The organism is Streptomyces sp. NPDC101237 (genome assembly GCF_044767465.1).
GTDB classification, from domain to species: Bacteria; Actinomycetota; Actinomycetes; order Streptomycetales; family Streptomycetaceae; genus Streptomyces; species Streptomyces gramineus.
Map to the genome: position 1 here is coordinate 398,273 of NZ_JBIWNY010000001.1, position 24,029 is coordinate 422,301.

The following is a 24,029-nucleotide window of genomic DNA, read 5'->3' on the forward strand; positions in this document are numbered from 1 at the left end:
TGAGGCTGTAGCGTGGCCGACGGAGACCGTGACAACACCGCGCGCACCGCGGGCAGAAACGACGGCGAGGACCGATGGCACAGACGCACAGCGCCCAGGGCCCGTCCGACCCCGAGGCGACTGGCGGCGGCATGTCAGAGACGCCGGAGATGTGGGGCAACGGCGGCCTGGTGGGCGACGGCCGTTACCGGCTCACGCACCGGCTCGGCCGGGGCGGTATGGCCGAGGTGTTCGCCGCGGAGGACGTACGGCTCGGCCGGACCGTGGCCGTCAAGCTGCTGCGCGCCGACCTCGCCGAGGACCCGGTCTCCAAGGCCCGCTTCACCCGCGAGGCACAGTCGGTCGCCGGGCTGAACCACCACGCGATCGTGGCGGTGTACGACTCGGGCGAGGACGTCGTCGGCGGCCAGTCCGTGCCGTACATCGTGATGGAGCTGGTCGAGGGCCGCACCATCCGTGACCTGCTGATCAACGCCGAGGCGCCCGGCCCCGAGCAGGCCCTGATCATCACCTCCGGGGTGCTGGAGGCGCTGGCCTACTCGCACCAGCACGGCATCGTGCACCGCGACATCAAGCCCGCCAACGTGATCATCACGCACAACGGCGCCGTCAAGGTGATGGACTTCGGCATCGCCCGCGCCCTGCACGGCGCCTCCACGACGATGACGCAGACCGGCATGGTCATGGGCACCCCCCAGTACCTCTCCCCCGAGCAGGCGCTCGGCAAGGCCGTCGACCACCGCTCGGACCTGTACGCCACCGGCTGCCTGCTGTACGAACTGCTCTCGCTGCGGCCGCCCTTCATCGGCGAGACTCCGCTGTCGGTGGTCTACCAGCACGTCCAGGACATCCCGGTGCCGCCGTCCCAGAACTCCGAGGGCGTCGCCCCGCCGGAGCTGGACGGCCTCGTCATGCGCTCGCTCGCCAAGGAGCCCGACGACCGCTTCCAGACCGCCGAGGAGATGCGCGGCCTGGTCCAGTACGCCCTGCAGATGCTGTACGACCAGGGCGCCCACACCGGCACCTGGAACACCGGCCCGGTCACCGTGCCCGACGGCCGGAACGGGGCGGTCGGCGGTTTCGCGGGCACCACGGCGATGCAGCACCCGATGGACTCCGCGGGGACCTCGCAGATCCCGCAGCCGATCCTGCCGGCCGGTTACGGCGGCGGTGACGACGGCGGCTTCGAGGGCCACGGCAACAGGGGCAGCGGCCGTGGCAAGCTGTGGATCCTGGCCGTCTTCGCGGTGATCGCGATCGCGGCGGGCGTCGCGCTGGCCCTGAACAAGGGCGGCGGCGACGGCGGCGGCACGGGGACGACACCGTCGCCGAGCGTCTCGCGGAGCGCCAAGGACGAGACGCCCAGCTCCAGCCCCTCCGACAAGGCCAGTGACAAGGCCACGGACACGACCACCCACACCAGCGGCTCGGGCGGCGACGACAACTCCCACTACACGCCCTCGGAGACCCCGTCGTACACCCAGTCCCAGACGCAGAGCTCGGACCCGACCGAGGAGCCGTCGAACTCGGCGAGCGCCTCCCAGCCCACCGACACCGCCAGCTCCCCGCAGACCGACCCCTCCGACACGTCGGGTGCGGACGGCGGCAGCGGCAACACCGACGAGGGTTCCGTCGCCGGCACCGGCCTCGGCAACCCCTGAAGGACACCGACGCCCCCGCGGGGCTGAGCGGCGGACGGCCTCACCGGACGAACGCGTCGCACACGGCGTCGTATTCGCTGGTCCACCACACGGCCAGCGCCGAGGCGGCCGGGAACTGCGGGTCCGCGCGGGTGTCGCCGCGCTCGTAGTGCCAGCGCAGCATCCAGAAGTCGTTGAGCCGTTCCCACCACACCCGGTGCACGGCCGCCGCCAGCTCCGAGGGCGTGGCGCCGGCCGCGCGCCGGTACGCGCGCGCGTAGGCCCGCACCTTCGCCAGGTCCAGCGGTCCCGAGGGGCGGACGAAGAAGATGGCGGCGGCGCGGACGGCCTCCTCCGCGCGGGGCTGCACGCCCAGCCGGTCCCAGTCGACGATCGCGGCGGGCGCGTCGTCCTTGTAGAGCAGGTTGAACGGGTGGAAGTCGCCGTGCACCCAGCCCACCGAGGCGCCGCGCGGCGGACGCCGGCCGGCGTGCTGTTCGAGGAGGGCGCGGCGTTCGAGCAGCCGGTGGCGGGCGAGTTCGTCGAAGGAGTCGGCGGGCCGGTGCCGGCTGACCCGGGCGAGCAGGTCGTCGATGAGCGTGAAGGTGTCGGCGGGATCGGCGCTCTCGACCGGATGGGGGCTGGTGGCGGGGCGGGTGCGGCCCTTGGGCGGCATCACGCGCTCCAGGCACGCGTGTACGGCGCCGAGGAGTGCGCCGAGCCGCGCGCACTCCGTGCGCGTGAGCTGTCCGCCGTGCCGGTGCCTGCCGTCGATCCAGGGGTGCAGCGCGTAGGCGTGGCCGCCGACGACGGCGACCGTACGGCCCTCGCGGTGGGCCAGCGGCGGCGCGACCGGGACGCCTAGGGCGGCCAGGCGCTGGGTGGCCAGATGGCGGCGCTCGATGGCGACCGGGTCGGCGGTGTCGGGGTCGAAGTGGTGCTTCAGGAAGTAGCGGCCGAGGGTCGTGCGGACGTGGTACCCGCGGTTGAGCAGTCCCTGTTCCACGGGCCGGCAGGCCAGCGCGGAACCGGCGGCGTACAGCCGGAGCAGGGCGCCCAGAGGGGGCGCATGGGGCACGAGGGGTGGTAAGCATGAGCGCAGCACGCGGCAGATGCTAGGGCACCGCCTGGGCCTGTGACCTGGGGGTTGTCGCAGGCAGTCGCTGTTGGTCACTTTCGGTCACGTGGTGGACGGTGACGGACCCGCTTGCGGGTCCGCCACCTTGGGTGCAAGGTGCCCGCCCGTCGCCCCTTCGGCCGCACGCTCCCTGAAATATGCCCATTCGCCCGATCTCGACCCGCGACACCTGACTCACCCGCGAACTCTTCCCGTGGCCCGGTGCGGCGGGATAACGTGCGGTAGTTCCGGCCTCCCGCAGGGCTCTGACCAGCAACCTTCCGGTCACTGTCGATCCACTGGGAAACCCAAGCGCAAAGTACTTGGATTTCCAAGCAAAATCGCAGGTCAGGAGGGGTTTCACAGAAATGTGGAGCACTGGGTAACGTGCATCTTGCAGGGCGCTCGCCGGGGCACCTGTCACGCCTGTTCCCGGCCGAGTGGCACCCACCCCGTGCCACGGGTGTCGGAAACAGGTGAGCCGCACTGGTTCACCCGGCAACCCCGGGGGCCGGACCGACGGAGGAGCACACGTGACCGTGGACAGCAGTGCCGCGAGCCAACCGCGACGCAGCGCCGCAGGCAAAGCCGGTACCACCGGCAGCAAGACCGGCACCAAGCGCACCACTCGCACCACCACGAAGAAGAGCACCGATCCCGAACTCGTGCAGCTGCTGACCCCGGAGGGCAAGCGGGTCAAGAACGCCGAGTACGACGCGTACGTCGCCGGGATCACCTCCGAGGAACTGCGCGGCCTGTACCGCGACATGGTGCTCTCCCGCCGCTTCGACGCCGAGGCCACCGCCCTGCAGCGCCAGGGCGAGCTGGGCCTGTGGGCGTCCCTGCTGGGCCAGGAGGCCGCCCAGATCGGCTCCGGGCGCGCCACCCGCGAGGACGACTACGTCTTCCCGACCTACCGCGAGCACGGCGTCGCCTGGTGCCGCGGGGTCGACCCGACCAACCTGCTGGGCATGTTCCGCGGCGTCAACCACGGCGGCTGGGACCCCAACAGCAACAACTTCCACCTCTACACGATCGTCATCGGCTCGCAGACCCTGCACGCCACCGGCTACGCCATGGGCGTCGCCAAGGACGGCGCGGACTCGGCGGTCATCGCCTACTTCGGCGACGGCGCCTCCAGCCAGGGCGACGTCGCCGAATCGTTCACCTTCGCCGCGGTCTACAACGCCCCGGTGGTGTTCTTCTGCCAGAACAACCAGTGGGCGATCTCCGAGCCGACCGAGAAGCAGACCCGCGTCCCGCTCTACCAGCGCGCCCAGGGCTTCGGCTTCCCCGGCGTCCGCGTCGACGGCAACGACGTCCTCGCCTGCCTCGCGGTCACCAAGCGGGCGCTGGAGCGTGCCCGCAGCGGCGAGGGCCCGACCCTGGTCGAGGCGTACACCTACCGGATGGGTGCCCACACCACCTCCGACGACCCGACCAAGTACCGGGCCGACGAGGAGCGCGAGGCGTGGGAGGCCAAGGACCCGATCCTGCGGCTGCGCCGGTACCTGGAGGCCGCACACCACGCGGACGAGGGATTCTTCGCGGAACTCGAGGCCGAGTCCGAGGCGTTGGGCAGGCGAGTGCGTGAATCGGTCCGCGCCATGCCCGACCCGGACAACTTCGCCATGTTCGAGCACGTGTACGCGGACGGGCACGCGCTCGTCGACGAGGAACGAGCCCAGTTCGCCGCCTACCAGGCGTCGTTCGCTGACGTAGAGGGGGCCTGACCATGGCGGAGACCGTGACAGTCAAGAACATGGCGCTCGCCAAGGCGATCAACGAGTCGCTGCGCCGTGCCCTGGAGACCGACCCCAAGGTCCTCGTCATGGGCGAGGACGTCGGCAAGCTCGGCGGAGTCTTCCGGGTCACCGACGGCCTGCAGAAGGACTTCGGCGAGAGCCGCGTCATCGACACCCCGCTCGCCGAGTCCGGCATCGTCGGCACCGCGATCGGTCTGGCGCTGCGCGGCTACCGCCCGGTGGTGGAGATCCAGTTCGACGGCTTCGTCTTCCCGGCCTACGACCAGATCGTCACCCAGCTCGCGAAGATGCACGCGCGCTCGCTCGGCACGGTCAAGCTGCCGGTCGTCGTGCGCATCCCCTACGGCGGCGGCATCGGCGCGGTCGAGCACCACTCGGAGTCCCCCGAGGCGCTCTTCGCGCACGTGGCCGGCCTGAAGATCGTCTCTCCCTCGAACTCCTCGGACGCCTACTGGATGATGCAGCAGGCCATCCAGAGCGACGACCCGGTGATCTTCTTCGAGCCCAAGCGCCGCTACTGGGACAAGGGCGAGGTGAACACGGAGGCCATCCCGGGCCCGCTGCACAAGGCACGGGTGGTCCGCGAGGGCACCGACGTCACCCTGGCGGCCTACGGCCCGATGGTGAAGCTCTGCCAGGAGGCCGCCGACGCGGCCGCCGAGGAGGGCAAGTCCCTGGAGATCCTGGACCTGCGGTCCGTCTCGCCGCTGGACTTCGACTCCGTCCAGGCCTCGGTCGAGAAGACCCGCCGCCTGGTCGTGGTCCACGAGGCGCCGGTGTTCTTCGGCTCGGGCGCGGAGATCGCCGCCCGCATCACCGAGCGCTGCTTCTACCACCTGGAGGCCCCGGTGCTCCGGGTGGGCGGCTACCACGCCCCCTACCCGCCGGCCCGCCTGGAGGAGGAGTACCTTCCGGGCCTGGACCGGGTGCTCGACGCCGTCGACCGTGCCCTGGCGTACTGAGGAGAGGGTCGTGACGACGATGACGGAAGCGTCCGTACGCGAATTCAAGATGCCGGACGTGGGCGAGGGGCTCACCGAGGCCGAGATCCTCAAGTGGTACGTCCAGCCGGGCGACACGGTCACCGACGGCCAGGTGGTGTGTGAGGTCGAGACGGCCAAGGCCGCCGTCGAACTGCCCATCCCCTACGACGGCGTGGTGCGCGAGCTGCGCTTCGCCGAGGGCACCACGGTGGACGTCGGCACGGCGATCATCACGGTGGACGTGTCGGGCGGTGCGGCCGCTCCCGCCGCGGAGATCGCACCGGCCGCCGAGCCCGCACCGGCGGCCGAGCCGCAGGAGAAGCCGCAGGCCCGCCAGCCGGTCCTCGTCGGCTACGGCGTGGCCGCCTCCTCCACGAAGCGCCGTCCGCGCAAGGGCCCGGAGCCGACGGCCGCCGAGACCGCGGCCGTGGCGGCGGTCCAGCGGGAGCTGAACGGCCACGGCCACGCCGTCGCCGCCCCGGCGGCTCCCGAGGCGCTCGTCGCGGAGCGTGCCCGGCCGCTGGCGAAGCCGCCGGTGCGCAAGCTCGCGAAGGACCTGGGCGTCGACCTCGCCACGGTGACCCCGTCGGGCCCCGAGGGCGTCATCACGCGCGAGGACGTCCACGCGGCGGTGACCGCCGTGCCGGCGGCCGCGCCCGCGGCGGTCCCGGAGCAGGCGCCGGCCGCGGTGGCGGCGGCTCCCGTGGCGTCGTACGACGGTCTGCGCGAGACCCGCGTCCCGATCAAGGGTGTCCGCAAGGCGACGGCCGCGGCCATGGTGGGCTCGGCGTTCACGGCGCCGCACGTCACGGAGTTCGTGACGGTGGACGTGACCCGCACGATGAAGCTGGTGGAGGAGCTCAAGCAGGACAAGGACCTGCAGGGCCTGCGCGTGAACCCCCTTCTGCTCATCGCCAAGGCGCTGCTGGTGGCGATCAAGCGCAACCCGGACGTCAACGCGTCCTGGGACGAGGCGAACCAGGAGATCGTGCTCAAGCACTACGTCAACCTGGGCATCGCCGCGGCCACCCCGCGGGGCCTGATCGTCCCGAACATCAAGGACGCCCACGCCAAGACGCTGCCGCAGCTGGCCGAGTCCCTCGGCGAGCTGGTGGCCACGGCCCGGGACGGCAGGACCTCGCCCGGCGCCATGCAGGGCGGCACGGTCACGATCACCAACGTCGGTGTCTTCGGCATCGACACCGGCACGCCGATCCTCAACCCGGGCGAGGCCGCGATCCTGGCGGTCGGCGCGATCAAGCTCCAGCCGTGGGTCCACAAGGGCAAGGTGAAGCCCCGTCAGGTCACCACGCTGGCGCTGTCCTTCGACCACCGTCTGGTCGACGGCGAACTGGGCTCCAAGGTCCTCGCGGACGTCGCGGCGATCCTGGAACAGCCGAAGCGGTTGATTACCTGGGGCTGAGAGCGGATAGGTTGAGAAGCGGGCGGTCGCAAATTCCTCTTGCGACCGCCCGCTCGCTCTCAGATCCGGTCCAGCACGTAGACCGGCGCCCCCTCCTCCGTCCCGCCCCGCGCATGGATGCAGGCGTGCTTGCGCAGCAGCCGGAGGCACTCGTTGACGCGGCGCACCGTCAGCCCGGTGCGGGCGGCGATCGATGCGAGCGGCTCGCGCAGTTCACCCTTCTCCACGAGGACCGGTGCGATGACGACGGCCACCGTCCACACGTCCTCGGTCACCGACAACCGCCCCCGCCAGTCCGCGAGCACGGACTCGGTGGTCGGCAGCGCCACCGGCGGGCCGTAGGGCCTGCGACGGTCTCGGACGAGTTCGTCGAGCCGGTCGGCGATCCGCTCCATGGCCAGCACCATGGCCTGCTGCACGGCGAGCGTGCTCTTCTGCAATTCGATCAGTTCGCGCTGCCCGTTCGCCAACTGCTCGTCCAGCTGCAGGTTGTGCGCCTCCAGCCGGACGATGGTCTCCGCGATCTGCTCCGGCATGGCGTACGCGATCGGAGCACCCGGCTCGGCGGGCTGCACCTCGGCCTCTTCGAGGGTGTAGGAACCCTCTCGCTGGACCGTCGCGATGACCTCGACGACCCACTCCTTGAAGGGGGCGCAGGCGGGCTTCGTGCAGCCGTTCACGAGAGCGATGAGACCCTGGAGATCGATGAGGTTCATGTCTCGGCGCCACTCTCGACCTGCGGGAACGCTGAGAGAGTGACCTCCAGTCACGCTCTCGAGACTCTCTCGGTGTTTCTCCGGGACGTGATCGGCGAGTGCCTTGCTGGGCGTGGTGTAGCCCAGTTCCTTGCACACGTCCACCGCCGGGAACCAGTGCGTTCCGTCCGGCATGGTCAGTCGTCGTACGCGGGCGCCGGTCGCCGCGTACACGAAGTCGCTGACGTCGATCGCCTCGTGGGACTTGGCGTGCTTGGCCTGCTTGTCGGGTTCGTTCATGGGAACCACCTCCGCCGCGGAACCTAGGGCGAAGAAAATCGAATATGCCAGTCAAATACTGTGATGTTCACGATTGCGAGGGAAGGTCGCCTGTTCTGCTGCGCCGGGGCGTTCGGGTGTGCGAAAGGCCCGCCGCGCGGATGCGGCGGGCCTTCGTCGGCTCGGTTCCAGGTGAGTCAGATCGTCGCGAAGCCGTAGTTCAGGAGCTTCGTGGCGTCCGTCGCGCGCTGGGTGATCGAGGAGGAGGCGAGGACGGTGCCGATGACCGTCTTGCCGTTGCGGGTCGCGGCGAAGACGAGGCAGTACTTGGCCTCGGGGCCGGATCCGGTCTTGATGCCGATGGCGCCGCTGTAGCTGCCGAGCAGCGTGTTGGTGTTGGTCCAGGCACCCATGGTCCGGGTGGAACCGGTCTTGGTGACCGTCTTCGCCGTGTACTTCTTCGTCTTGACGACCGCGCGGAAGTTGGCGTTCTTCATCGCGCTGCTGGCGATCTTCGTCAGGTCGCGCGGCGTCGAGTAGTTGTCGCCGTTGCCGATGCCGTCGAAGGAGTCGAAGTGAGTGTGGGTCAGACCCAGGTTCTTCGCGGCGGTGTTCATCTTGGAGATGAAGTTGGCGACGCGCTTGGCGCGGGTGGTGCCCGAGCCGTACGTGTCCGCGAGCGCGTAGGCGGCGTCGCAGCCGGAGGGCAGCATCAGCCCGTAGAGAAGCTGGCGGACGGTGACCTTGTCGCCGACGATCAGGTGCGCCTGGGAGGCGTTGTTGCGGACGACGTAGTCGCTGTATTCCTTCTGGATCGTGACCTTCTTGTCCAGGTTCAGGTTCGACTGCGCGAGCACGACCTTGGCGGTCATGATCTTCGTGGTCGAACCGGTGGACAGCTTGGTGTCCCCGGCCTTCGTGTACAGCGTCTTCGCGTTCGAGTTGTTCATGACGTAGCCACCCTTGGCCACGATCGAAGGCTTGGTGACCGCCTGGGCGGGCGCCGCGGTGAGGGCCCCGGTGGCGAGCAACGCGCCGGACGTGACGGCGACGGCGGCAGCCTTGCGCATGCGGGTGCCCTTAATGCCGGTAATCAAGTGAGTTACCCCGAGTCGAGTCGAATGCCCCTGTAGTGCGGCCAAGTTGAGGCGGCAGGGAAGTGCGGGCCGCACGTGTAGGACACGTAACTAGCACAGATGGTTGTGCGGTCGCTGAGGGAGACGTGGGTCACGTCCGCATGGTGGACGCGGCTCGGCATGTGTACGTGTTGTATCTATGCTGTGGGCATGAGCCTGGCCGTCAAGCAGCCCCCCGCCGCCGACCGCGTGTACACACACGTCAAGCAAGCCGTACTGGACCGTCACTACGAGGGCGGCACGCTGCTCACCGAGGGTGAGCTGGCCGAGGCCGTAGGGGTGTCCCGCACCCCGGTCCGCGAGGCGCTGCTGCGCCTTGAGGTCGAGGGCCTGATCAGGCTCTACCCGAAGAAGGGCGCCATGGTGCTGCCCGTCTCCGCGCAGGAGATCGCGGACGTGGTGGAGACCCGGATGCTGGTCGAGGAGCACGCGGTGCGCAGGGCCGTACCGCCGTCCGCGCTGCTCGTGGCCCGGCTGGAGGAACTCCTGGACCGGCAGAAGACCGAGGCCGCCGCCGGCGACCTGGCGGCCGCGGCCGTCACGGACCGCTGCTTCCACGCCGAGATCGTCCGCGACGGCGGCAACGAGATCCTCTCCCGCCTCTACGACCAGCTCCGCGACCGCCAGCTGCGGATGGGCGTCGCCATCATGAACGCCCACCCCGACCGGATCGCCAAGTCGCTCACCGAGCACGAGGAGATCCTGGACGCGCTGCGCGCCGGGGACGCCGACCTCGCGGTCGAGCTGGTGCACCGGCACGTCGACTGGTTCGCGCACCTGGCGCGGGGTGAGGTCCGATGAGCCGCGGCGGTTCCTCGTTGCCCGGTGACCCTCCCCCGAAGGGGGCACCCCCCGGCGGCCGGCGGGCCGTCGCGGTGTGGTCCATAGGCGTCTCGGTCTACTTCGTCGCCGTCATCTTCCGGACCTCCCTGGGCGTCGCCGGTCTCGACGCGGCCGACCGCTTCCACGTCAACGCCTCGGCGCTGTCCACCTTCTCCATCCTCCAGCTGCTGGTCTACGCCGGCATGCAGATACCCGTCGGCCTGCTGGTCGACAGCCTCGGCACCAAGAAGGTCCTCGCCATCGGCGCCGTCCTGTTCACGGCCGGCCAGCTCGGTTTCGCCTTCTCCCCGTCCTACGGCACCGCGCTCGCCTCGCGCGCGCTGCTCGGCTGCGGCGACGCGATGACCTTCATCAGCGTGCTGCGGCTCGGCACCCGCTGGTTCCCGGTCCGGCGCGGGCCGCTCGTCGCCCAGCTCGCCGGCCTGGTCGGCATGGCCGGCAACCTCGTCTCCACGCTGGTCCTGGCCCGGCTGCTGCACGGCATCGGATGGACCCCGGCGTTCGCGGGCAGCGCGCTGGCCGGCGTGGTCGTCCTGGTCCTCGTGCTGTGCTTCCTGAAGGATCACCCCGAGGGGTACGAGCCGGCACCCTCCCCGCACCGGGGCGCCGCCTACGTCCGCCGGCAGATCGCCGCCTCCTGGCGGGAGCCAGGGACCCGCCTCGGCCTGTGGGTGCACTTCACCACCCAGTTCCCGGCCATGGTGTTCCTGCTGCTGTGGGGCCTGCCGTTCCTGGTCCAGGCACAGGGCCTGTCCCGCGCCACCGCGGGCGAGCTGCTGACGCTGGTCGTGCTCTCCAACATGGTCGTCGGCCTGGTCTACGGCCAGGTCGTCGCCCGGCACCACGCGGCACGGCTGCCGCTCGCGCTGGGCACCGTGGGCGCGACGTCGCTGGTGTGGGCGGCGACGCTGGTGTACCCGGCCGAGCACGCGCCGATGTGGCTGCTGGTGGTGCTGTGCACGGTGTTGGGAGCCTGCGGGCCGGCGTCCATGCTCGGCTTCGACTTCGCCCGGCCCGCGAACCCGCCCGAGCGGCAGGGCACGGCGTCCGGGATCACCAACATGGGTGGATTCGTGGCCTCGATGACGACGCTCTTCCTGGTGGGTGTGCTGCTGGACGCGACCGGCGACGACTACTCGGTGGCGTTCTCGTGCGTCTTCGTGCTCCAGGCGCTCGGAGTGAGCCAGATCCTGCGGCTGCGCGGGCGGGCGGCCCGGCGGGAGCGGGAACGCCTGGTGGCGAGCCGGGTGGAGACCGTGCACGTGCCCGCGTGACCGCCCCCACCGGCCGCTCCCGGGGATCCGCTCACCCGGCCGGCGGGACCGCCGTCGGAACGAGGGTGAGGTAGGCCAGGCCCAGCACGCCCCGGTAGGTCAGCCAGGACGACCGGTGGGCGTCCAGCCGGGCCCGGGTCTCGGAGGCCAGCGGATGCCCGGGACGGGCCGCCAGCCACACCTCCTGGTCCGCCTGGTACGCCGACTCGAACTCCTCCCACTCCGCGAGGTCCGCCGTCTCCGTCCACTCCGGGCGGAAGCCCGCCGCCACCGCCAGGCCGACCAGGGCCGCCAGGCCGTGGTGGTCGGTGGCCGAGGCGCCCGGCCACATGCCGGAGAGTTCCTCCTCGGTCGGGGTGCGCTGCCAGAAACCCTCGCCGAGCAGGACCCGCCCGCCGTCGGCCACCAGCCGCCGCAGCTCCCGCAGGGCCGTCTCCAGATCGTCGTCCAGCGCCTGGCTCGCCCCGAGGCACAGCACCACGTCGGCCGGTCCACGGCCGGTGCCCACCGCCGACTCCTCGGCGAACTCCACCCGTCCGGCCAGCCCGCGCTCCTCGGCCGCCCGCCGTCCCCGCGCCAGGTCCCCGGCGTGCACGTCCACTCCCACGCCGCGGGCGGCGGGCACGGCCTCCAGCAGGCGCAGCATCAGTTCGCCCCATCCGCAGCCGACGTCCAGCACGGAGGCGGGACGCGTGGCGGCGAGCCGCCGTACCATCGCGGCCGCGCGGGCCTCGGAGAGCGGGCCGTGGAACGTGAGCCGGGTCAGACGGGGCGGGAGGTCGCCGTGCGACGCGGTGGCAGTGGTCATGCCGGGCAAGGTAGATGCCGGCGGTCGCCGCGGCCCACCGAATTACCGGTGTCCGCCTTCGGCGTCCCCCGGGTGAGCGCGCACCGCTACGGGGTGACCGCGAAGTTCCGCAGGATCGCCGCCGTCAGCTCCTGGTCGCCCTCCGCCTTCACCCGGTCCGCGACCGCGTCCGGCGTGGTGCGGCCGCAGGCCAGGCGGACGTAGGTCTCCCAGTCGAGGGTGAAGACGGCGGCGGGGCCCAGCGCGGGCGTCGTCTCCAGGGTGCCGCGGCCCTGGATGTCGATGCGGATGGTGCGCAGGAACTCCACCGGCCCGTGCACGTCGAAGATGACGGCCGAACTCCGCGGGGCGTCGGCCTTGGTGGCGACCACCCGGGGCAACTCGTCGAGCAGCACGTCCCGGGCGATCTGCGCGCCCGGCGAGTCGAGGTTGCCGGGCCGGCCCAGCGCCGCGCGCAGGTCCTGCTCGTGCACCCACACGTTGAAGGCGTGGGAGCGCATGGACTCTTCGAGGGTGATCTCCGTGCTCATCGGCCCGCGCACGGTGCGCCCGGGCTCCCGCGACTCGTTGCGCAGCTGGCGGTTGCGGCGGATGACCGTGTACTCCAGCTCCGAGGTCATCTCCGGTGCGGTGTGGTGGCGCCGTACGTCGACCTGCATCTCCATGTAGCGCTGGCTCTCGTTGGTGACGTGGTAGAGGTCGCGCGGCAGGGTGTGGATAGGGCGCGGGTCGCCCAGCATCTCGCAGTCCAGCCCGATGACGTGGGAGACCACGTCCCGCACCGACCAGCCCGGGCACGGTGTCCGCCGGTTCCACTCGCCCTCGGGGAGGGGCGTCACCAGCTCGGATATCGCTTCGATGGAGTGGGTCCAGGCGTCAGCGTAGGGCTGGAGAGTGGGATGCAGACTCACGGAACGGGACCCCTCGGCGGTCGGTACTCGGGCAGGTTGTGGCGGCGCTGCCAGTGGGTGGTGGCTGCTGTCGGCGGGTGTCTTGAAACGCTAAGTTACGCTGCTGTGAGGCACCCCGGCAGTGCTTTCGTGTGACGATCGTAGGCCCGTGTGGACGGCTCGAATGCCAGGACGGTGGTAGTGTGCGCGCCTCGCTCATCCAGATCGATGTAAACGAGAACGAATCGGTCGAAGCGCGTCGGCGGCGCGTGAGCGCACTCGTGCGCGATCAGGCAGGCGCCGATCTCGTGGTCCTGCCGGAGCTGTGGACCACCGGCGCCTTCGCCTACGAGCGGTTCGCCGTCGAGGCCGAGCCGCTCGAAGGCCCCACCTTCGAGGCGATGGCGAAGGCGGCGAGCGACGCGGGCGTGTGGCTGCACGCCGGTTCCATCCCCGAGCGGGACCCGGAAGGCCCCCTCTACAACACGGCTCTCGTCTTCTCCCCCTCAGGTGAGATCGCCGCCGCCTACCGCAAGATCCACCGCTTCGGCTTCGACAAGGGCGAGGCGGTGCTGATGGGTGCCGGGCAGGACCTGGTGACCGTCCGGCTCCCGGAGACCACGCTGGGCGTGACCACCTGTTACGACCTCCGCTTCCCCGAACTCTTCCGCGCCCTCGTGGACGCCGGCGCCGAGACGATGGTGGTCTCGGCGGGCTGGCCCGAACGCCGGCGCGCGCACTGGACCCTGCTGGCCCGGGCGCGGGCGGTGGAGAACCAGGCGTTCGTCCTCGCGTGTGGAACGGCCGGGACGCACGCCGGGGTTCCGCAGGCCGGTCACTCGATCGTGGTCGATCCCTGGGGCGAGGTGCTGGCCGAGGCGGGCGCCGGCGAGCAGGTCCTGACCGTCGACCTCGACCCGGCCAGGGTCGCCGCCACCCGCGAGCAGTTCCCGGCGCTCAAGGACCGCCTGCTGGGCCTGGACCCGCCGGTGCGCCGCTAGCCCGTTGCCGCTCCTGCCCCGGTCCTTCTCCGGTCCTCCTCTCTGGTCCTCCTCGCGTCTAGTCCTCCTCGCGCTCCTTGTCGGCGAGGTGGATCACGCACACCGCCACGGCGATCAGCAGCGCCGGATCCGCGTCGTCGCGCACGACGTCGACGCCGTAGGTCTCCCGGACGTGCAGCCAGCGCCGGGAGATCACGGCCAGCAGTTCGCCGTCGTACTCCACGGCGAACTCGCGGTCGAGGATCTTGCCGCTGACGTCCAGCTCGGTGCCGTCGACCAGGTGGACGCGGTAGTGGTTGCGCAGCAGCGAGAGCCGCTTGCGTCTGATGGTGGCCAGCGGCTCGCCGTCCCGTTCGATCACCATGGTGTCGCGCAGGGCGAACATCTTCTGGTGGATGTCGACCAGGACGCGCCCCTGCCGGTCCTTCAGCTCGAACGTGTCCCGCACCCGCATGGCCTTGCCGTCGACGAGGAAGACCTTGTCGCCGTGCTCGTCCTCGATCCAGTAGTCCTCGCCGAAGCCGAGGATCCGGTCGCGTACCAGGAATCTCATGTCTCTACCCCTTCCCGGCGAACCGGCCCGAAACGCCGCCGGTGGTCCGTCGGGCCGAGCCCGCTCTCGCGCCGTGGCCGGTCGCGCGCGCCACCACGTCCGGGCGCTCCTCGCCGCGCTCGATCAGCCGGCAGCCCAGGGCCCCCGCTCCCCGGCCGGCCGGGTCGGCGGCTCGCCCCCGTCCCACCTGGCCGTGACCATCGGCCAAACCCTCGCCTGACCAGGGCGGACGCGGGTTGTCCACAGGGGCGGACGCGCTTTTGCAGGCAAGTGGCACTCTTGGTCCATGAGCGACACATCCCCGGCCCCCACTCCGCGCCGTGCCCGCGTCCGTGCCCCCGAGCTGATCGGCAAGGGTGGCTGGCTGAACACGGGCGACAAGCAGTACACCCTCGCGGACCTGCGCGGACGCATCGTCATCCTCGACTTCTGGACGTTCTGCTGCATCAACTGCCTGCACGTCCTGGACGAGCTGCGGGAGCTGGAGGAGAGCCATCGGGACACGGTGGTGATCATCGGGGTGCACTCGCCGAAGTTCGTGCACGAGGCGGAGCACCGGGCGGTCGTGGACGCCGTGGAGCGGTACGGCGTGGAGCACCCGGTGCTCGACGACCCGGAGCTCGCCACCTGGAAGCAGTACGCGGTGCGGGCCTGGCCGACGCTGGTCGTGATCGACCCCGAGGGATACGTCGTCGCCCAGCACGCCGGTGAGGGGCACGCGCACGCGATCGCCCGGCTGGTGGAGGAGCTGGAGGCGGAGCACGAGGCGAAGGGCACCCTGCGGCGCGGCGACGGCCCGTACGTGCCGCCGGAGCCCGAGCCGACCGCCCTGCGCTTCCCCGGCAAGGCGCTGCGGCTGCCCTCCGGGACCTTCCTGGTCAGCGACACCACCCGGCACCAGCTCGTGGAGCTGGCCGAGGACGCGGAGACGGTCCTGCGGCGGATCGGCGCGGGCGAGCGCGGCTTCGCCGACGGCCCGGCGGCCGAGGCCGCCTTCAGCGAACCGCAGGGCCTGGCGCTCCAGGACGACGGCTCGGTGGTCGTCGCCGACACCGTCAACCACGCCCTGCGCCGCCTCGACCCGGCCACCGGCGAGGTGACCACGCTGGCCGGCACCGGCCGCCAGTGGTGGCAGGGCTCCCCGACCTCCGGCCCGGCCCGCGAGATCGACCTGTCCTCCCCGTGGGACGTGGCCGTCTTCGGCGGCAAGGTGTGGATCGCCATGGCGGGCGTGCACCAGCTGTGGACGTACGACCCGGTCGGCGCCACGGTCGCGGTGGCCGCCGGCACCACCAACGAGGGACTGGTGGACGGGCCCGCGGCCGAGGCCTGGTTCGCGCAGCCGTCCGGGCTCGCCGCCACCGCCGACCGGCTCTGGCTGGCCGACTCCGAGACCAGCGCGCTGCGCTGGGTCGATCCGGACGGACACGTGCACACCGCCGTGGGCACCGGCCTCTTCGACTTCGGTCACCGGGACGGCGCGGCCGCGCAGGCGCTGCTGCAGCACCCGCTGGGCGTGACGGCGCTCCCCGACGGCTCGGTCGCGGTGTCCGACACCTACAACCACGCGCTGCGCCGCTACGACCCGGCGACCGGCGAGGTCACCACGCTGGCGACGGACCTGCGGGAGCCGAGCGACGCGGTGCTGGCCGGCGACGACATCGTGGTCGTCGAGTCGGCCCGGCACCGCCTGACCCGGCTGCGGCTGCCCGAGGAGGCGGTGAGGGTGGAGTCGGTCGCGCACCGCACCCAGCGGGCGGCGACCGAGGTGGCGCCCGGCCGCCTCCGCCTGGACGTCATCTTCCAGGCCCCGTCGGGTCAGAAGCTCGACCTGCGCTACGGCCCCTCGACGCGGCTCCTGGTGTCCTCGACCCCGCCGGAGCTGCTGCTCAAGGGCGACGGTCCGGACACGGACCTCTCCCGTGACCTGGAGCTGAACCCGGCCGTGACCGAGGGTGTCCTGCACGTCTCGGCCATGGCCGCGTCCTGCGACGACGACCCGGCGAACGAGTACCCGGCCTGCCATGTGCACCAGCAGGACTGGGGAGTCCCGGTCCGCCTCGCGGAAGGCGGGGCGGACCGGCTGCCGCTGGTCCTGGCCGGCATGGACCAGCAGGCCTAGGACCCGGCGTCCGCGTCAGGCGCCGTACCCGTTGCCGTACTCGTCCTGGTGGTGATGGTGCCGTTCCTCGACGACCGTCGTCGGCGGCACCATGACCCGCCGGCGACGGGCGATGTTGGTGAACGTGGCGACGCCGATGATGCCGACGGCCATCAGGATCAGGCCCACGACGTCGAGGTTGACGCCCTGCATGTGCCAGTCGGTCGCGAACGTGAGGATGGCCCCCACGGCGATGAGGATGATGCACCCGCCAAGGCCCATGAGCGTTGCCTCCCCTTCGGGTTCAGTGGTTCCGGTCCCCACCGGGTACCCAGGGGCGGGCGGTACATGTGCAACTACCCCTCCAGGAAAGCCGCCAGGGCGTTCGCGAGGTGGAACGGGTCGTCGGAGCCGCACAGTTCGCGGGCGCTGTGCATGGAGAGGATCGCCGCGCCGATGTCGACGGTCCGGATGCCGTGGCGGGCCGCGGTGATCGGGCCGATCGTGGTGCCGCAGGGCATGGAGTTGTTGGAGACGAAGGTCTGGAAGGGGACGCCGGCCTTGTCGCAGGCGGCGGCGAACACCGCGCGGCCCGAACCGTCCGTCGCGTAGCGGTTGTTGACGTTGACCTTGAGGATCGGGCCGCCGTTGAGCCGCGGGTGGTGCGTGGGGTCGTGGCGCTCCGCGTAGTTGGGGTGCACGGCGTGGCCGGTGTCGGAGGAGACGCAGACGCTGGCGGCCAGCGCCCGCGCCCGGTCCTCGTAGGATCCGCCGCGCGCCAGGACCGAGCGCTCCAGCACGCTGCCGAGCAGCGGGCCGTCCGCGCCGGTGTCGGACTGCGAGCCGGTCTCCTCGTGGTCGAAGGCGGCGAGCACCGGGATGCAGGGCAGCTCCGTGCCGCCCGCCGCGACGGCCGCGAGGGCCGCCGTCCCGGCGTGCACGGACAGCAGGTTGTCCATCCGGGGGCCGGCCAGCATCTCCTGGTCGCGGCCCAGGTAGGCCGGCGGTTCCACGGGGTGGGTCATCAGGTCCCAGCCGGTCACCGAGCCGGCCGGCACGCCGGCCTCCTGCTCCAGGAAGGCGATCAGGTCGCCGTCGCGGACGTCGTCGCCGAGACCCCAGACGGGCTGCAGGTGGCGCTGCTTGTCCAGCTTGAGCCCGTCGCTGCTCACCGCGCGGTCCAGGTGGATGGCGAGCTGGGGGACCCGCAGCAGCGGGCGGCGCACGTCGACCAGGCGGGTGGTGCCGTCGCGCAGGCTGAGCCGGCCGGCCAGGCCCAGGTCGCGGTCGAGCCAGGAGTTCATGAGCGGCCCGCCGTAGATCTCCACGGCGACCTGCCGGAAGCCGTGCGCGCCGGTGTCGGGGCGGGGCTTGACCCGCAGGTTCGGCGAGTCGGTGTGCGCGCCGACGATCCGGAACGGCGTGTGCGGCGCGGCGCCCTCGGGGACGTACCAGGCGATGATCGCGCCGCCGCGCAGGACGTACTTGCCGCCCGCGGTCCCGTCCCAGGCGTCCGTCTCGGCGACCTGCCGGAAGCCGGCCTTCTCCAGCCGTTCGCCGGCGGCGGCCACGGCGTGGTACGGCGTGGGGCCGGCCGCGAGGAAGGACATCAGGTCGTCGGTGTGGCCGCGGTCGAAGCGGGCTGGTTCGCTCATGCTCCTCACCTTAACGACGTACGGTGGCCCGCTCCCCGGCGAGGGAGCGGGCCACCGTGGGAGGTGGGGACGGCCGGATCAGAACGCGGCCTCGTCCAGCTCCATCAGGTCGAGGTCGACGTCGGCCGCGATCTTGCGGGCCAGGGTGACGCCCGGCAGCACGTTGGCCGCGAAGAACTTCGCCGCCGCGATCTTGCCGGTGTAGAAGGGGACGTCCTTGGCGGACGCCGTCTCCAGCTTCTCGGCGGCGATCGCGGCGCCCTTGAGCAGCAGGTAGCCGACGATCACGTCGCCCGAGGCGAGCAGCAGGCGGCTGGTGTTGAGGCCCACCTTGTAGATGTTCTTGACGTCCTGCTCGGTGGCGGCGAGGTCGGTCAGCATCAGGCCGACGATCGCCTCCAGCTCCACGGCCGCCTTCGCGAGATGCTCGCGGGCGCCCGCGAGCACCTCGCCGCCGGTGCCGAGGGCCAGGAACTTCTTGATGTCCTCGGCGAGGGAGTTCAGCGCGGCGCCCTGGTTGCGGACGATCTTCCGGAAGAAGAAGTCCTGGCCCTGGATCGCGGTGGTGCCCTCGTAGAGGGTGTCGATCTTGGCGTCCCGGATGTACTGCTCGATCGGGTACTCCTGCAGGAAGCCGGAGCCGCCGAAGGTCTGCAGGGACTGGGCGAGCTGCTCGTAGCCCTTCTCGGAGCCGTAGCCCTTGACGATCGGCAGGAGCAGGTCGTTGAGCGCGTGCTCGGCCTTCGGGTCCTCGCCGTTCGCCTCCTTGACCATGATCGCGTCCTGGACCGAGGCGGTGTAGAGGACGAGGGCGCGCATGCCCTCGGCGTACGCCTTCTGCGTCATCAGCGAGCGGCGGACGTCGGGGTGGTGGGTGACGGTGACCTTGGGCGCGGTCTTGTCCATGAAGTTCGCGAGGTCCGGACCCTGGACGCGCTCCTTGGCGTACTCGAGGGCGTTGAGGTAGCCGGTGGAGAGCGTGGAGATGGCCTTCGTGCCGACCATCATGCGGGCGAACTCGATGATCCGGAACATCTGGCGGATGCCCTCGTGCTTGTCGCCGATCAGCCAGCCCTTGGCCGGGTGGCGGTCGCCGAAGGTCATCTCGCAGGTGTTGGAGGCCTTGAGGCCCATCTTGTGCTCGACGTTGGTGGCGTAGACGCCGTTGCGCTCGCCCAGCTCGCCGGTCTCGAAGTCGAAGAGGTACTTGGGCACCAGGAAGAGGGAGAGGCCCTTGGTGCCGGGGCCGGCGCCCTCGGGGCGGGCGAGGACGTAGTGGAGGATGTTCTCCTCCATGTCGTGCTCACCGGAGGTGATGAAGCGCTTCACGCCCTCGATGTGCCAGGAGCCGTCCTCCTGCTGGACCGCCTTGGTCCGGCCGGCGCCCACGTCCGAGCCGGCGTCGGGCTCGGTGAGCACCATGGTCGAACCCCAGGTGCGGTCCACGGCGATCTGGGCCCACTTCTTCTGCTCCTCGGTGCCCTCCTCGAAGAGGATGCGGGCGAACGCCGGGCCGGAGGAGTACATCCACACGGCCGGGTTGGCGCCGAGGACCAGCTCCGCGTACGACCAGATGAGCGACGGGGGAGCGGTGGTGCCGCCGATCTCCTCGGGCAGGCCGAGCCGCCAGTACTCGGAGTCCATGAAGGCCTTGTAGCTCTTCTTGAAGGAGGCCGGGACCGGCGCGGTGTTGGTCTCCGGGTCGAAGACCGGCGGGTTGCGGTCGGCGTCGGCGAAGGACTCGGCCAGCTCGTTCTCGGCGAGCCGGGTCAGCTCCTCCAGAACGCTCTTGGCGGTGTCGGTGTCCATCTCGGCGAACGGGCCGGTGCCGTACAGCTTGTCGCGACCGAGCACTTCGAAGAGGTTGAACTCGATGTCGCGGAGGTTGGACTTGTAGTGCCCCATGGTGACGGCTCCGTATCCGGATCGGCGAGGCACTGAATCCCCGCGCAAGCTTTCACATACCAACGAGTGGCTCCGATGATGCTACCCGTCGGTAATAAGACGCAACCCCCACCGGGTGAAGTGTGAGAAGGGTCTACCTTCTCGCGCAGGCCGCGTGTCTCGGTAGGCTTGCGCGCATGTACGGCTACGACCAGAACGTCGGCGCACAGCAGCAGTACGCCCAGCCGCAGCAGCAGATGCCCGGCGGCCTCGGCGGGTACGGTCAGCAGCCCCCGCTCTACCCCGAGCCGTCTCCGCCGTCGCTCGCGGACGCGGTGCGCGCCTTCACCACGGGCCAGCTGACCGCCGAGGACTTCCAGCAGGTCTTCGCCACGTCCAAGGTGTACTGCCCGCGCGGCGACAACCCCGGCTTCCTCGCCCTGCACAACACCCAGCAGCCGGTGATCCCGATGTTCACCTCGCTGAAGGAGCTGCGCCGGTACGCGGGCAAGGAGTCCAAGTACTTCGTGATCACGGGCTCGGAGGTCATCGACCTGCTGCCGACCGGCTATGGCTTCGTCCTCGACATGGAGGGCGAGCACCGGATGGTCTTCGACGCGAAGGCGGTCGAGCAGATGGTGGACTTCGCGATGCGGCGGATGTACGGCTAGGTCCGGATTGGCGCCGGACCGCCGGTCCGGCGACTCGAAAATCCGTTCCCGCACTGTCATAGCGATGTCATAGGCTGCCCCCGTGCAGCCGCGCCCCACGCGCACCGCGCCCACGCGGTCGTGACGGGTGTCGCGCGGCGCTCTCATCCACCCGGCGAACCCGGGTTTCCTCTGGGGGTTTCATCACTGTGCGCATGCGCAGCACCTCGATCGCGACCTCGCTCGCGGTCCTCTTCAGCTCGGCGGCGCTGAGCGTCGTGGCGGCGGGGACCGCCTCGGCCGCGGCCGCCACCGTCACCAGCACCGGCGGTCTCGTCGTCGACGGCGCCCTCCAGCGGGTGTTCGCCGGCGACGCCGCGAACGGCCGGATCGTGGCCGCCGACTACAGCGGCACCCTCGTCGACGCGCACACCGGCTTCGGCAGCGTCGGCGACCTGGCCCTGTCGGACGACGGCACCACCCTGTACGCGGCCCTGCCGACGACCCACCAGGTCCTCGCCCTCGACGCGGCCACGCTGGACGTGAAGGCGACGTACGCCGTCCCGACCGACACCGGGCCCAGCCGGCTGGCCTTCGCCGGCGGCAAGGCGTGGTTCTCCTACGGCGACCAGTGGGACGGCGACATCGGCTCCATCGACCCGGCGGCGGACCCGGCGGGCGGCACGGACCCGGTGGCGATGGCGCAGTTCCCGACCGAGGGCACCTCGTCCGGTATCTGGGGGCAGGCGCTGCTGGACACCGACCCGACCCGGCCGGGCCTGCTGGCCGTCGGGGAGACCGGTATCTCCACCGACTCCATGGCGGTCCTCGACGTCTCGGGCGGCACCGCGAAGGTGACCGCCTGGTACGACGGCGACTACACCCTGAACAGCGGCATCCGGGACATCGACCTCGTCCCGGGCGCCGACCAGGTGCTGGTCAACGGCACCGACCGGGACGCGTGGGCGGACGGGAGGTTCGCCAAGGCCGGTGCCTACCCCGGCGGCTGGGACGCCGACGTGGCGGCGGACGGGCTGGTCGCCCAGACCGCCGCGGGCAAGGTCTCGGTCTACCGGCCGAACGCCACCAAGCCGCTGCGCGCCTACGCGGTCGGCTCCACCGCGGACTGGCCCGGCAGCACCGTGCGCTGGGCGCCGGACTCCTCGCGGATCTTCGCGATGGTCCCCAGCGGCAGCACCTTCACGCTCAAGGTCCTGACCCAGCCGACGCTCAACGTCCCGACGCTCACGGTCAACGCGCCGAGTTCGGCCGCCCGCGCCAAGAAGCTCACCGTCACCGGCAAGCTCTCGGCCACGGTCGCGCTGCCCGCCGGCACCAGGCTCTCCGTGACCCGCACCGACGTCTCCAGCCCCAGCGGCAAGGCGCTGCCCCCGGTGACCGTCAAGGCGGACGGCACCTACTCCTTCTCGGACACCCCGCCGGCCGGCGGCACGGTGACCTACAAGGTGGGCTACGCGGGCGACGCCGCGCACACCGCGGTCTCCGCCTCCGACAAGGTCGCGGTCTCGCGGGCCGCGACGGGCCTGAGCCTGAACAACAACGGCAAGCTGTACGACTACGGCACCGACGTGAAGTTCACCGCGCACCTCGGGACGACGTACTCGAACCGCTCGGTCAAGATCTACGCGGACCCCTTCGGCGGCGACAAGGGCAAGAAGCTGATCAAGGCCGGCAAGGTGGACTCGCACGGCAACATCGCCGCGTGGGTGGGCATGACCCGGGACACGGCCGTCACCGCGGTCTTCGACGGAGACGCCCGCTACGCCCCGAAGACCGTGAAGGCCACGGCGTACGCGCGGGTCAGGATCTCCACCTCGCTGTCCAAGTACTACAAGACGGCGAAGATCGGCTCGACGTCGTACTACTGGTTCCACAAGAAGACCGGTCCGGTGTTCAACACGACCATGACCTACTACCCGGGCCGAGAGCACCGCCTCGACCTGGAGGTCTACTACGAGGGCAAGTGGTACGCGGGCGACTCCGAGTACTTCCGGCTCGCCTCGAACGGCAGGACGGCCGTCCAGTTCGACGCGCCGGACGAGTCGGGTATCCGCGCGCGGATGCGTTCGGTGTACGTCAATGGGTCGTCCGGTGACACCGTGAACTCCACGACGTACGGCGCCTGGAAGTACGTCTACTTCAGCAACTGATCCGGCGATCCACTGATCGGCGGTGACCGGGCCCGGAGGGAATGTCCTCCGGGCCCTCGCCGTTAGGGGTGGCAGAAAGTTCAACGCTCAACTAAAGTGGGCGTACAAGGAGGAGCCAACATGCCTGCAGTGACCGTCGAGAACCCGCTGACCCTTCCCCGCGTGGCCGCACCGGCCGAAGCGGTGGCCCGTCCCGTGCTCACCGTCACGACCGCGCCGAGCGGTTTCGAGGGCGAGGGCTTCCCGGTACGCCGGGCGTTCGCGGGGATCAACTACCGCCACCTCGACCCGTTCATCATGATGGACCAGATGGGTGAGGTGGAGTACGCGCCGGGCGAGCCCAAGGGCACGCCGTGGCACCCGCACCGCGGCTTCGAGACCGTCACCTACATCATCGACGGCATCTTCGACCACCAGGACAGCAACGGTGGCGGCGGCACCATCACCAACGGCGACACGCAGTGGATGACGGCCGGTGCCGGCCTGCTCCACATCGAGGCGCCGCCGGAGTCCCTGGTCATGTCCGGCGGTCTCTTCCACGGCCTCCAGCTGTGGGTGAACCTCCCGGCCAAGGACAAGATGATGGCCCCGCGCTACCAGGACATCCGCGGCGGCAACGTCCAGCTGCTCACCACCCCCGACGGCGGCGCGCTGCTGCGGGTCATCGCCGGTGAGCTGGACGGGCACAAGGGCCCCGGCATCACGCACACACCGATCACCATGATCCACGCGACGCTGGCCCCCGGCGCCGAGATCACCCTGCCCTGGCGCGAGGACTTCAACGGTCTGGCGTACGTGCTGGCCGGCAAGGGCGCGGTGGGCGTCGAGCGCCGTCCGATCCACCTCGGCCAGACGGCCGTCTTCGGCGCCGGTTCCTCGCTGACCGTCCGCGCGGACGAGAAGCAGGACTCGCACACCCCGGACCTGGAGGTCGTCCTCCTCGGCGGGCAGCCGATCCGGGAGCCCATGGCCCACTACGGCCCGTTCGTCATGAACACCAAGGACGAGCTGATGCAGGCCTTCGAGGACTTCCAGAAGGGCCGCCTGGGCACCGTCCCGGCCGTCCACGGAATGACCGAGACCGGCCCGGAGGCGTAACACGGCAGCGGCTCCGAGAGGCCCGGCGCGACCACCGCGCCGGGCCTCTCCCCTGCCCGGAC

The 24,029-nt window shown here is 70.9% G+C and carries 21 protein-coding genes; 12 read left to right on the forward strand and 9 right to left on the reverse strand.

The window, feature by feature from the left end; all coding sequences use genetic code 11:
• Positions 1–74 precede the first annotated feature (74 nt).
• Positions 75–1,661, forward strand: coding sequence for a protein kinase (locus ACIRQ9_RS01880; RefSeq protein WP_404166044.1), 1,587 nt, complete (start codon positions 75–77; stop codon positions 1,659–1,661).
• 40 nt (positions 1,662–1,701) lie between these two features.
• Here the strand turns inward: ACIRQ9_RS01880 and ACIRQ9_RS01885 are convergent, their stop codons facing one another.
• A complete protein-coding gene (locus tag ACIRQ9_RS01885; protein ID WP_404166046.1) occupies positions 1,702–2,718 on the reverse strand; it encodes a phosphotransferase in 1,017 nt (338 codons plus the stop codon).
• A 572-nt stretch (positions 2,719–3,290) separates the two neighbouring features.
• Between ACIRQ9_RS01885 and pdhA the strand changes: the two genes are divergently transcribed.
• The 3 genes from pdhA to ACIRQ9_RS01900 are packed head-to-tail and all read left to right on the forward strand — an operon-like array spanning position 3,291 to position 6,929.
• Positions 3,291–4,490: a pyruvate dehydrogenase (acetyl-transferring) E1 component subunit alpha gene (pdhA, locus tag ACIRQ9_RS01890; RefSeq protein ID WP_351938687.1), complete on the forward strand. Its 1,200-nt coding sequence runs from the start codon at positions 3,291–3,293 to the stop codon at positions 4,488–4,490.
• A gap of 2 nt (positions 4,491–4,492) precedes the next feature.
• Entirely contained in the window at positions 4,493–5,485 is a 993-nt protein-coding gene (locus tag ACIRQ9_RS01895; protein ID WP_404166048.1) for an alpha-ketoacid dehydrogenase subunit beta, read from the forward strand.
• A gap of 10 nt (positions 5,486–5,495) precedes the next feature.
• Positions 5,496–6,929, forward strand: a complete 1,434-nt coding sequence (locus ACIRQ9_RS01900) for a dihydrolipoamide acetyltransferase family protein (protein ID WP_404166050.1) — start codon at positions 5,496–5,498, stop codon at positions 6,927–6,929.
• A 59-nt stretch (positions 6,930–6,988) separates the two neighbouring features.
• Here the strand turns inward: ACIRQ9_RS01900 and ACIRQ9_RS01905 are convergent, their stop codons facing one another.
• Together ACIRQ9_RS01905 and ACIRQ9_RS01910 are read right to left on the reverse strand one after the other, a co-directional pair.
• Positions 6,989–7,924: a Bro-N domain-containing protein gene (locus tag ACIRQ9_RS01905; protein WP_404166052.1), complete on the reverse strand. Its 936-nt coding sequence runs from the start codon at positions 7,922–7,924 to the stop codon at positions 6,989–6,991.
• Between the two features lie 176 nt (positions 7,925–8,100).
• On the reverse strand, positions 8,101–9,000 hold the full coding sequence (locus ACIRQ9_RS01910) for a D-alanyl-D-alanine carboxypeptidase family protein (RefSeq protein ID WP_404166054.1): 900 nt from the start codon (positions 8,998–9,000) through the stop codon (positions 8,101–8,103).
• Positions 9,001–9,189: 189 nt separating this feature from the next.
• Between ACIRQ9_RS01910 and ACIRQ9_RS01915 the strand changes: the two genes are divergently transcribed.
• Together ACIRQ9_RS01915 and ACIRQ9_RS01920 are read left to right on the forward strand one after the other, a co-directional pair.
• Positions 9,190–9,840 (forward strand): GntR family transcriptional regulator, encoded by a 651-nt coding sequence (locus ACIRQ9_RS01915; protein WP_404166056.1) that lies wholly within the window; start codon positions 9,190–9,192, stop codon positions 9,838–9,840.
• The gene (locus ACIRQ9_RS01920) at positions 9,837–11,156 is read left to right on the forward strand and encodes a nitrate/nitrite transporter (RefSeq protein WP_404166058.1); all 1,320 of its coding nucleotides are present in this window, start codon (positions 9,837–9,839) and stop codon (positions 11,154–11,156) included. Before ACIRQ9_RS01915 ends, ACIRQ9_RS01920 begins: the two co-directional genes overlap by 4 nt.
• Positions 11,157–11,187: 31 nt before the next feature.
• Here the strand turns inward: ACIRQ9_RS01920 and ACIRQ9_RS01925 are convergent, their stop codons facing one another.
• Entirely contained in the window at positions 11,188–11,964 is a 777-nt protein-coding gene (locus tag ACIRQ9_RS01925; protein ID WP_404166060.1) for an SAM-dependent methyltransferase, read from the reverse strand.
• A gap of 86 nt (positions 11,965–12,050) precedes the next feature.
• The gene (locus ACIRQ9_RS01930) at positions 12,051–12,875 is read right to left on the reverse strand and encodes a maleylpyruvate isomerase family mycothiol-dependent enzyme (RefSeq protein ID WP_404166062.1); all 825 of its coding nucleotides are present in this window, start codon (positions 12,873–12,875) and stop codon (positions 12,051–12,053) included.
• Between the two features lie 182 nt (positions 12,876–13,057).
• On the opposite strand from ACIRQ9_RS01930, the gene ACIRQ9_RS01935 reads away from it, so the two are divergent.
• Positions 13,058–13,855, forward strand: coding sequence for a carbon-nitrogen family hydrolase (locus tag ACIRQ9_RS01935; protein WP_404166064.1), 798 nt, complete (start codon positions 13,058–13,060; stop codon positions 13,853–13,855).
• A 58-nt stretch (positions 13,856–13,913) separates the two neighbouring features.
• Here ACIRQ9_RS01935 and ACIRQ9_RS01940 read toward each other — a convergent pair whose 3' ends face one another.
• Positions 13,914–14,408 (reverse strand): LURP-one-related/scramblase family protein, encoded by a 495-nt coding sequence (locus ACIRQ9_RS01940; protein ID WP_404166066.1) that lies wholly within the window; start codon positions 14,406–14,408, stop codon positions 13,914–13,916.
• 73 nt (positions 14,409–14,481) lie between these two features.
• On the opposite strand from ACIRQ9_RS01940, the gene ACIRQ9_RS01945 reads away from it, so the two are divergent.
• On the forward strand, positions 14,482–14,628 hold the full coding sequence (locus ACIRQ9_RS01945) for a hypothetical protein (RefSeq protein WP_404166068.1): 147 nt from the start codon (positions 14,482–14,484) through the stop codon (positions 14,626–14,628).
• 66 nt (positions 14,629–14,694) lie between these two features.
• Positions 14,695–16,530, forward strand: coding sequence for an NHL domain-containing thioredoxin family protein (locus tag ACIRQ9_RS01950; RefSeq protein WP_404166070.1), 1,836 nt, complete (start codon positions 14,695–14,697; stop codon positions 16,528–16,530).
• 15 nt (positions 16,531–16,545) lie between these two features.
• Here the strand turns inward: ACIRQ9_RS01950 and ACIRQ9_RS01955 are convergent, their stop codons facing one another.
• From ACIRQ9_RS01955 to ACIRQ9_RS01965, 3 genes are all read right to left on the reverse strand, one after another.
• Positions 16,546–16,791 carry a DUF6458 family protein gene (locus tag ACIRQ9_RS01955; RefSeq protein ID WP_404166072.1) on the reverse strand — a complete coding sequence of 82 codons (246 nt, stop codon included), beginning with the start codon at positions 16,789–16,791 and terminating at the stop codon, positions 16,546–16,548.
• Between the two features lie 74 nt (positions 16,792–16,865).
• Positions 16,866–18,164, reverse strand: coding sequence for a M18 family aminopeptidase (locus ACIRQ9_RS01960; RefSeq protein ID WP_404166074.1), 1,299 nt, complete (start codon positions 18,162–18,164; stop codon positions 16,866–16,868).
• A 78-nt stretch (positions 18,165–18,242) separates the two neighbouring features.
• A complete protein-coding gene (locus ACIRQ9_RS01965) occupies positions 18,243–20,069 on the reverse strand; it encodes an acyl-CoA dehydrogenase (protein WP_404166076.1) in 1,827 nt (608 codons plus the stop codon).
• A gap of 176 nt (positions 20,070–20,245) precedes the next feature.
• Between ACIRQ9_RS01965 and ACIRQ9_RS01970 the strand changes: the two genes are divergently transcribed.
• The 3 genes from ACIRQ9_RS01970 (at position 20,246) to ACIRQ9_RS01980 (ending at position 23,967) form a co-directional block, all read left to right on the forward strand.
• Positions 20,246–20,719 (forward strand): SseB family protein, encoded by a 474-nt coding sequence (locus ACIRQ9_RS01970; RefSeq protein WP_404166078.1) that lies wholly within the window; start codon positions 20,246–20,248, stop codon positions 20,717–20,719.
• A gap of 194 nt (positions 20,720–20,913) precedes the next feature.
• Entirely contained in the window at positions 20,914–22,869 is a 1,956-nt protein-coding gene (locus tag ACIRQ9_RS01975; protein WP_404166080.1) for an Ig-like domain repeat protein, read from the forward strand.
• A 120-nt stretch (positions 22,870–22,989) separates the two neighbouring features.
• Complete coding sequence (locus ACIRQ9_RS01980) at positions 22,990–23,967, forward strand: pirin family protein (protein WP_404166082.1); 978 nt, start codon at positions 22,990–22,992, stop codon at positions 23,965–23,967.
• Positions 23,968–24,029: the final 62 nt, after the last annotated feature.

Bases quoted from the DNA above. Each gene is read 5' to 3' on its own strand.
- ACIRQ9_RS01970 (WP_404166078.1), top strand. From the start codon at position 20,246: ATGTACGGCTACGACCAGAACGTCGGCGCACAGCAGCAGTACGCCCAG.
- ACIRQ9_RS01940 (WP_404166066.1), bottom strand. From the start codon at position 14,408: ATGAGATTCCTGGTACGCGACCGGATCCTCGGCTTCGGCGAGGACTAC.
- ACIRQ9_RS01960 (WP_404166074.1), bottom strand. From the start codon at position 18,164: ATGAGCGAACCAGCCCGCTTCGACCGCGGCCACACCGACGACCTGATG.
- ACIRQ9_RS01925 (WP_404166060.1), bottom strand. From the start codon at position 11,964: ATGACCACTGCCACCGCGTCGCACGGCGACCTCCCGCCCCGTCTGACC.
- ACIRQ9_RS01905 (WP_404166052.1), bottom strand. From the start codon at position 7,924: ATGAACGAACCCGACAAGCAGGCCAAGCACGCCAAGTCCCACGAGGCG.
- ACIRQ9_RS01950 (WP_404166070.1), top strand. From the start codon at position 14,695: ATGAGCGACACATCCCCGGCCCCCACTCCGCGCCGTGCCCGCGTCCGT.
- ACIRQ9_RS01975 (WP_404166080.1), top strand. From the start codon at position 20,914: ATGCGCAGCACCTCGATCGCGACCTCGCTCGCGGTCCTCTTCAGCTCG.
- ACIRQ9_RS01880 (WP_404166044.1), top strand. From the start codon at position 75: ATGGCACAGACGCACAGCGCCCAGGGCCCGTCCGACCCCGAGGCGACT.
- ACIRQ9_RS01955 (WP_404166072.1), bottom strand. From the start codon at position 16,791: ATGGGCCTTGGCGGGTGCATCATCCTCATCGCCGTGGGGGCCATCCTC.
- ACIRQ9_RS01920 (WP_404166058.1), top strand. From the start codon at position 9,837: ATGAGCCGCGGCGGTTCCTCGTTGCCCGGTGACCCTCCCCCGAAGGGG.
- ACIRQ9_RS01965 (WP_404166076.1), bottom strand. From the start codon at position 20,069: ATGGGGCACTACAAGTCCAACCTCCGCGACATCGAGTTCAACCTCTTC.
- ACIRQ9_RS01980 (WP_404166082.1), top strand. From the start codon at position 22,990: ATGCCTGCAGTGACCGTCGAGAACCCGCTGACCCTTCCCCGCGTGGCC.
- ACIRQ9_RS01915 (WP_404166056.1), top strand. From the start codon at position 9,190: ATGAGCCTGGCCGTCAAGCAGCCCCCCGCCGCCGACCGCGTGTACACA.
- ACIRQ9_RS01895 (WP_404166048.1), top strand. From the start codon at position 4,493: ATGGCGGAGACCGTGACAGTCAAGAACATGGCGCTCGCCAAGGCGATC.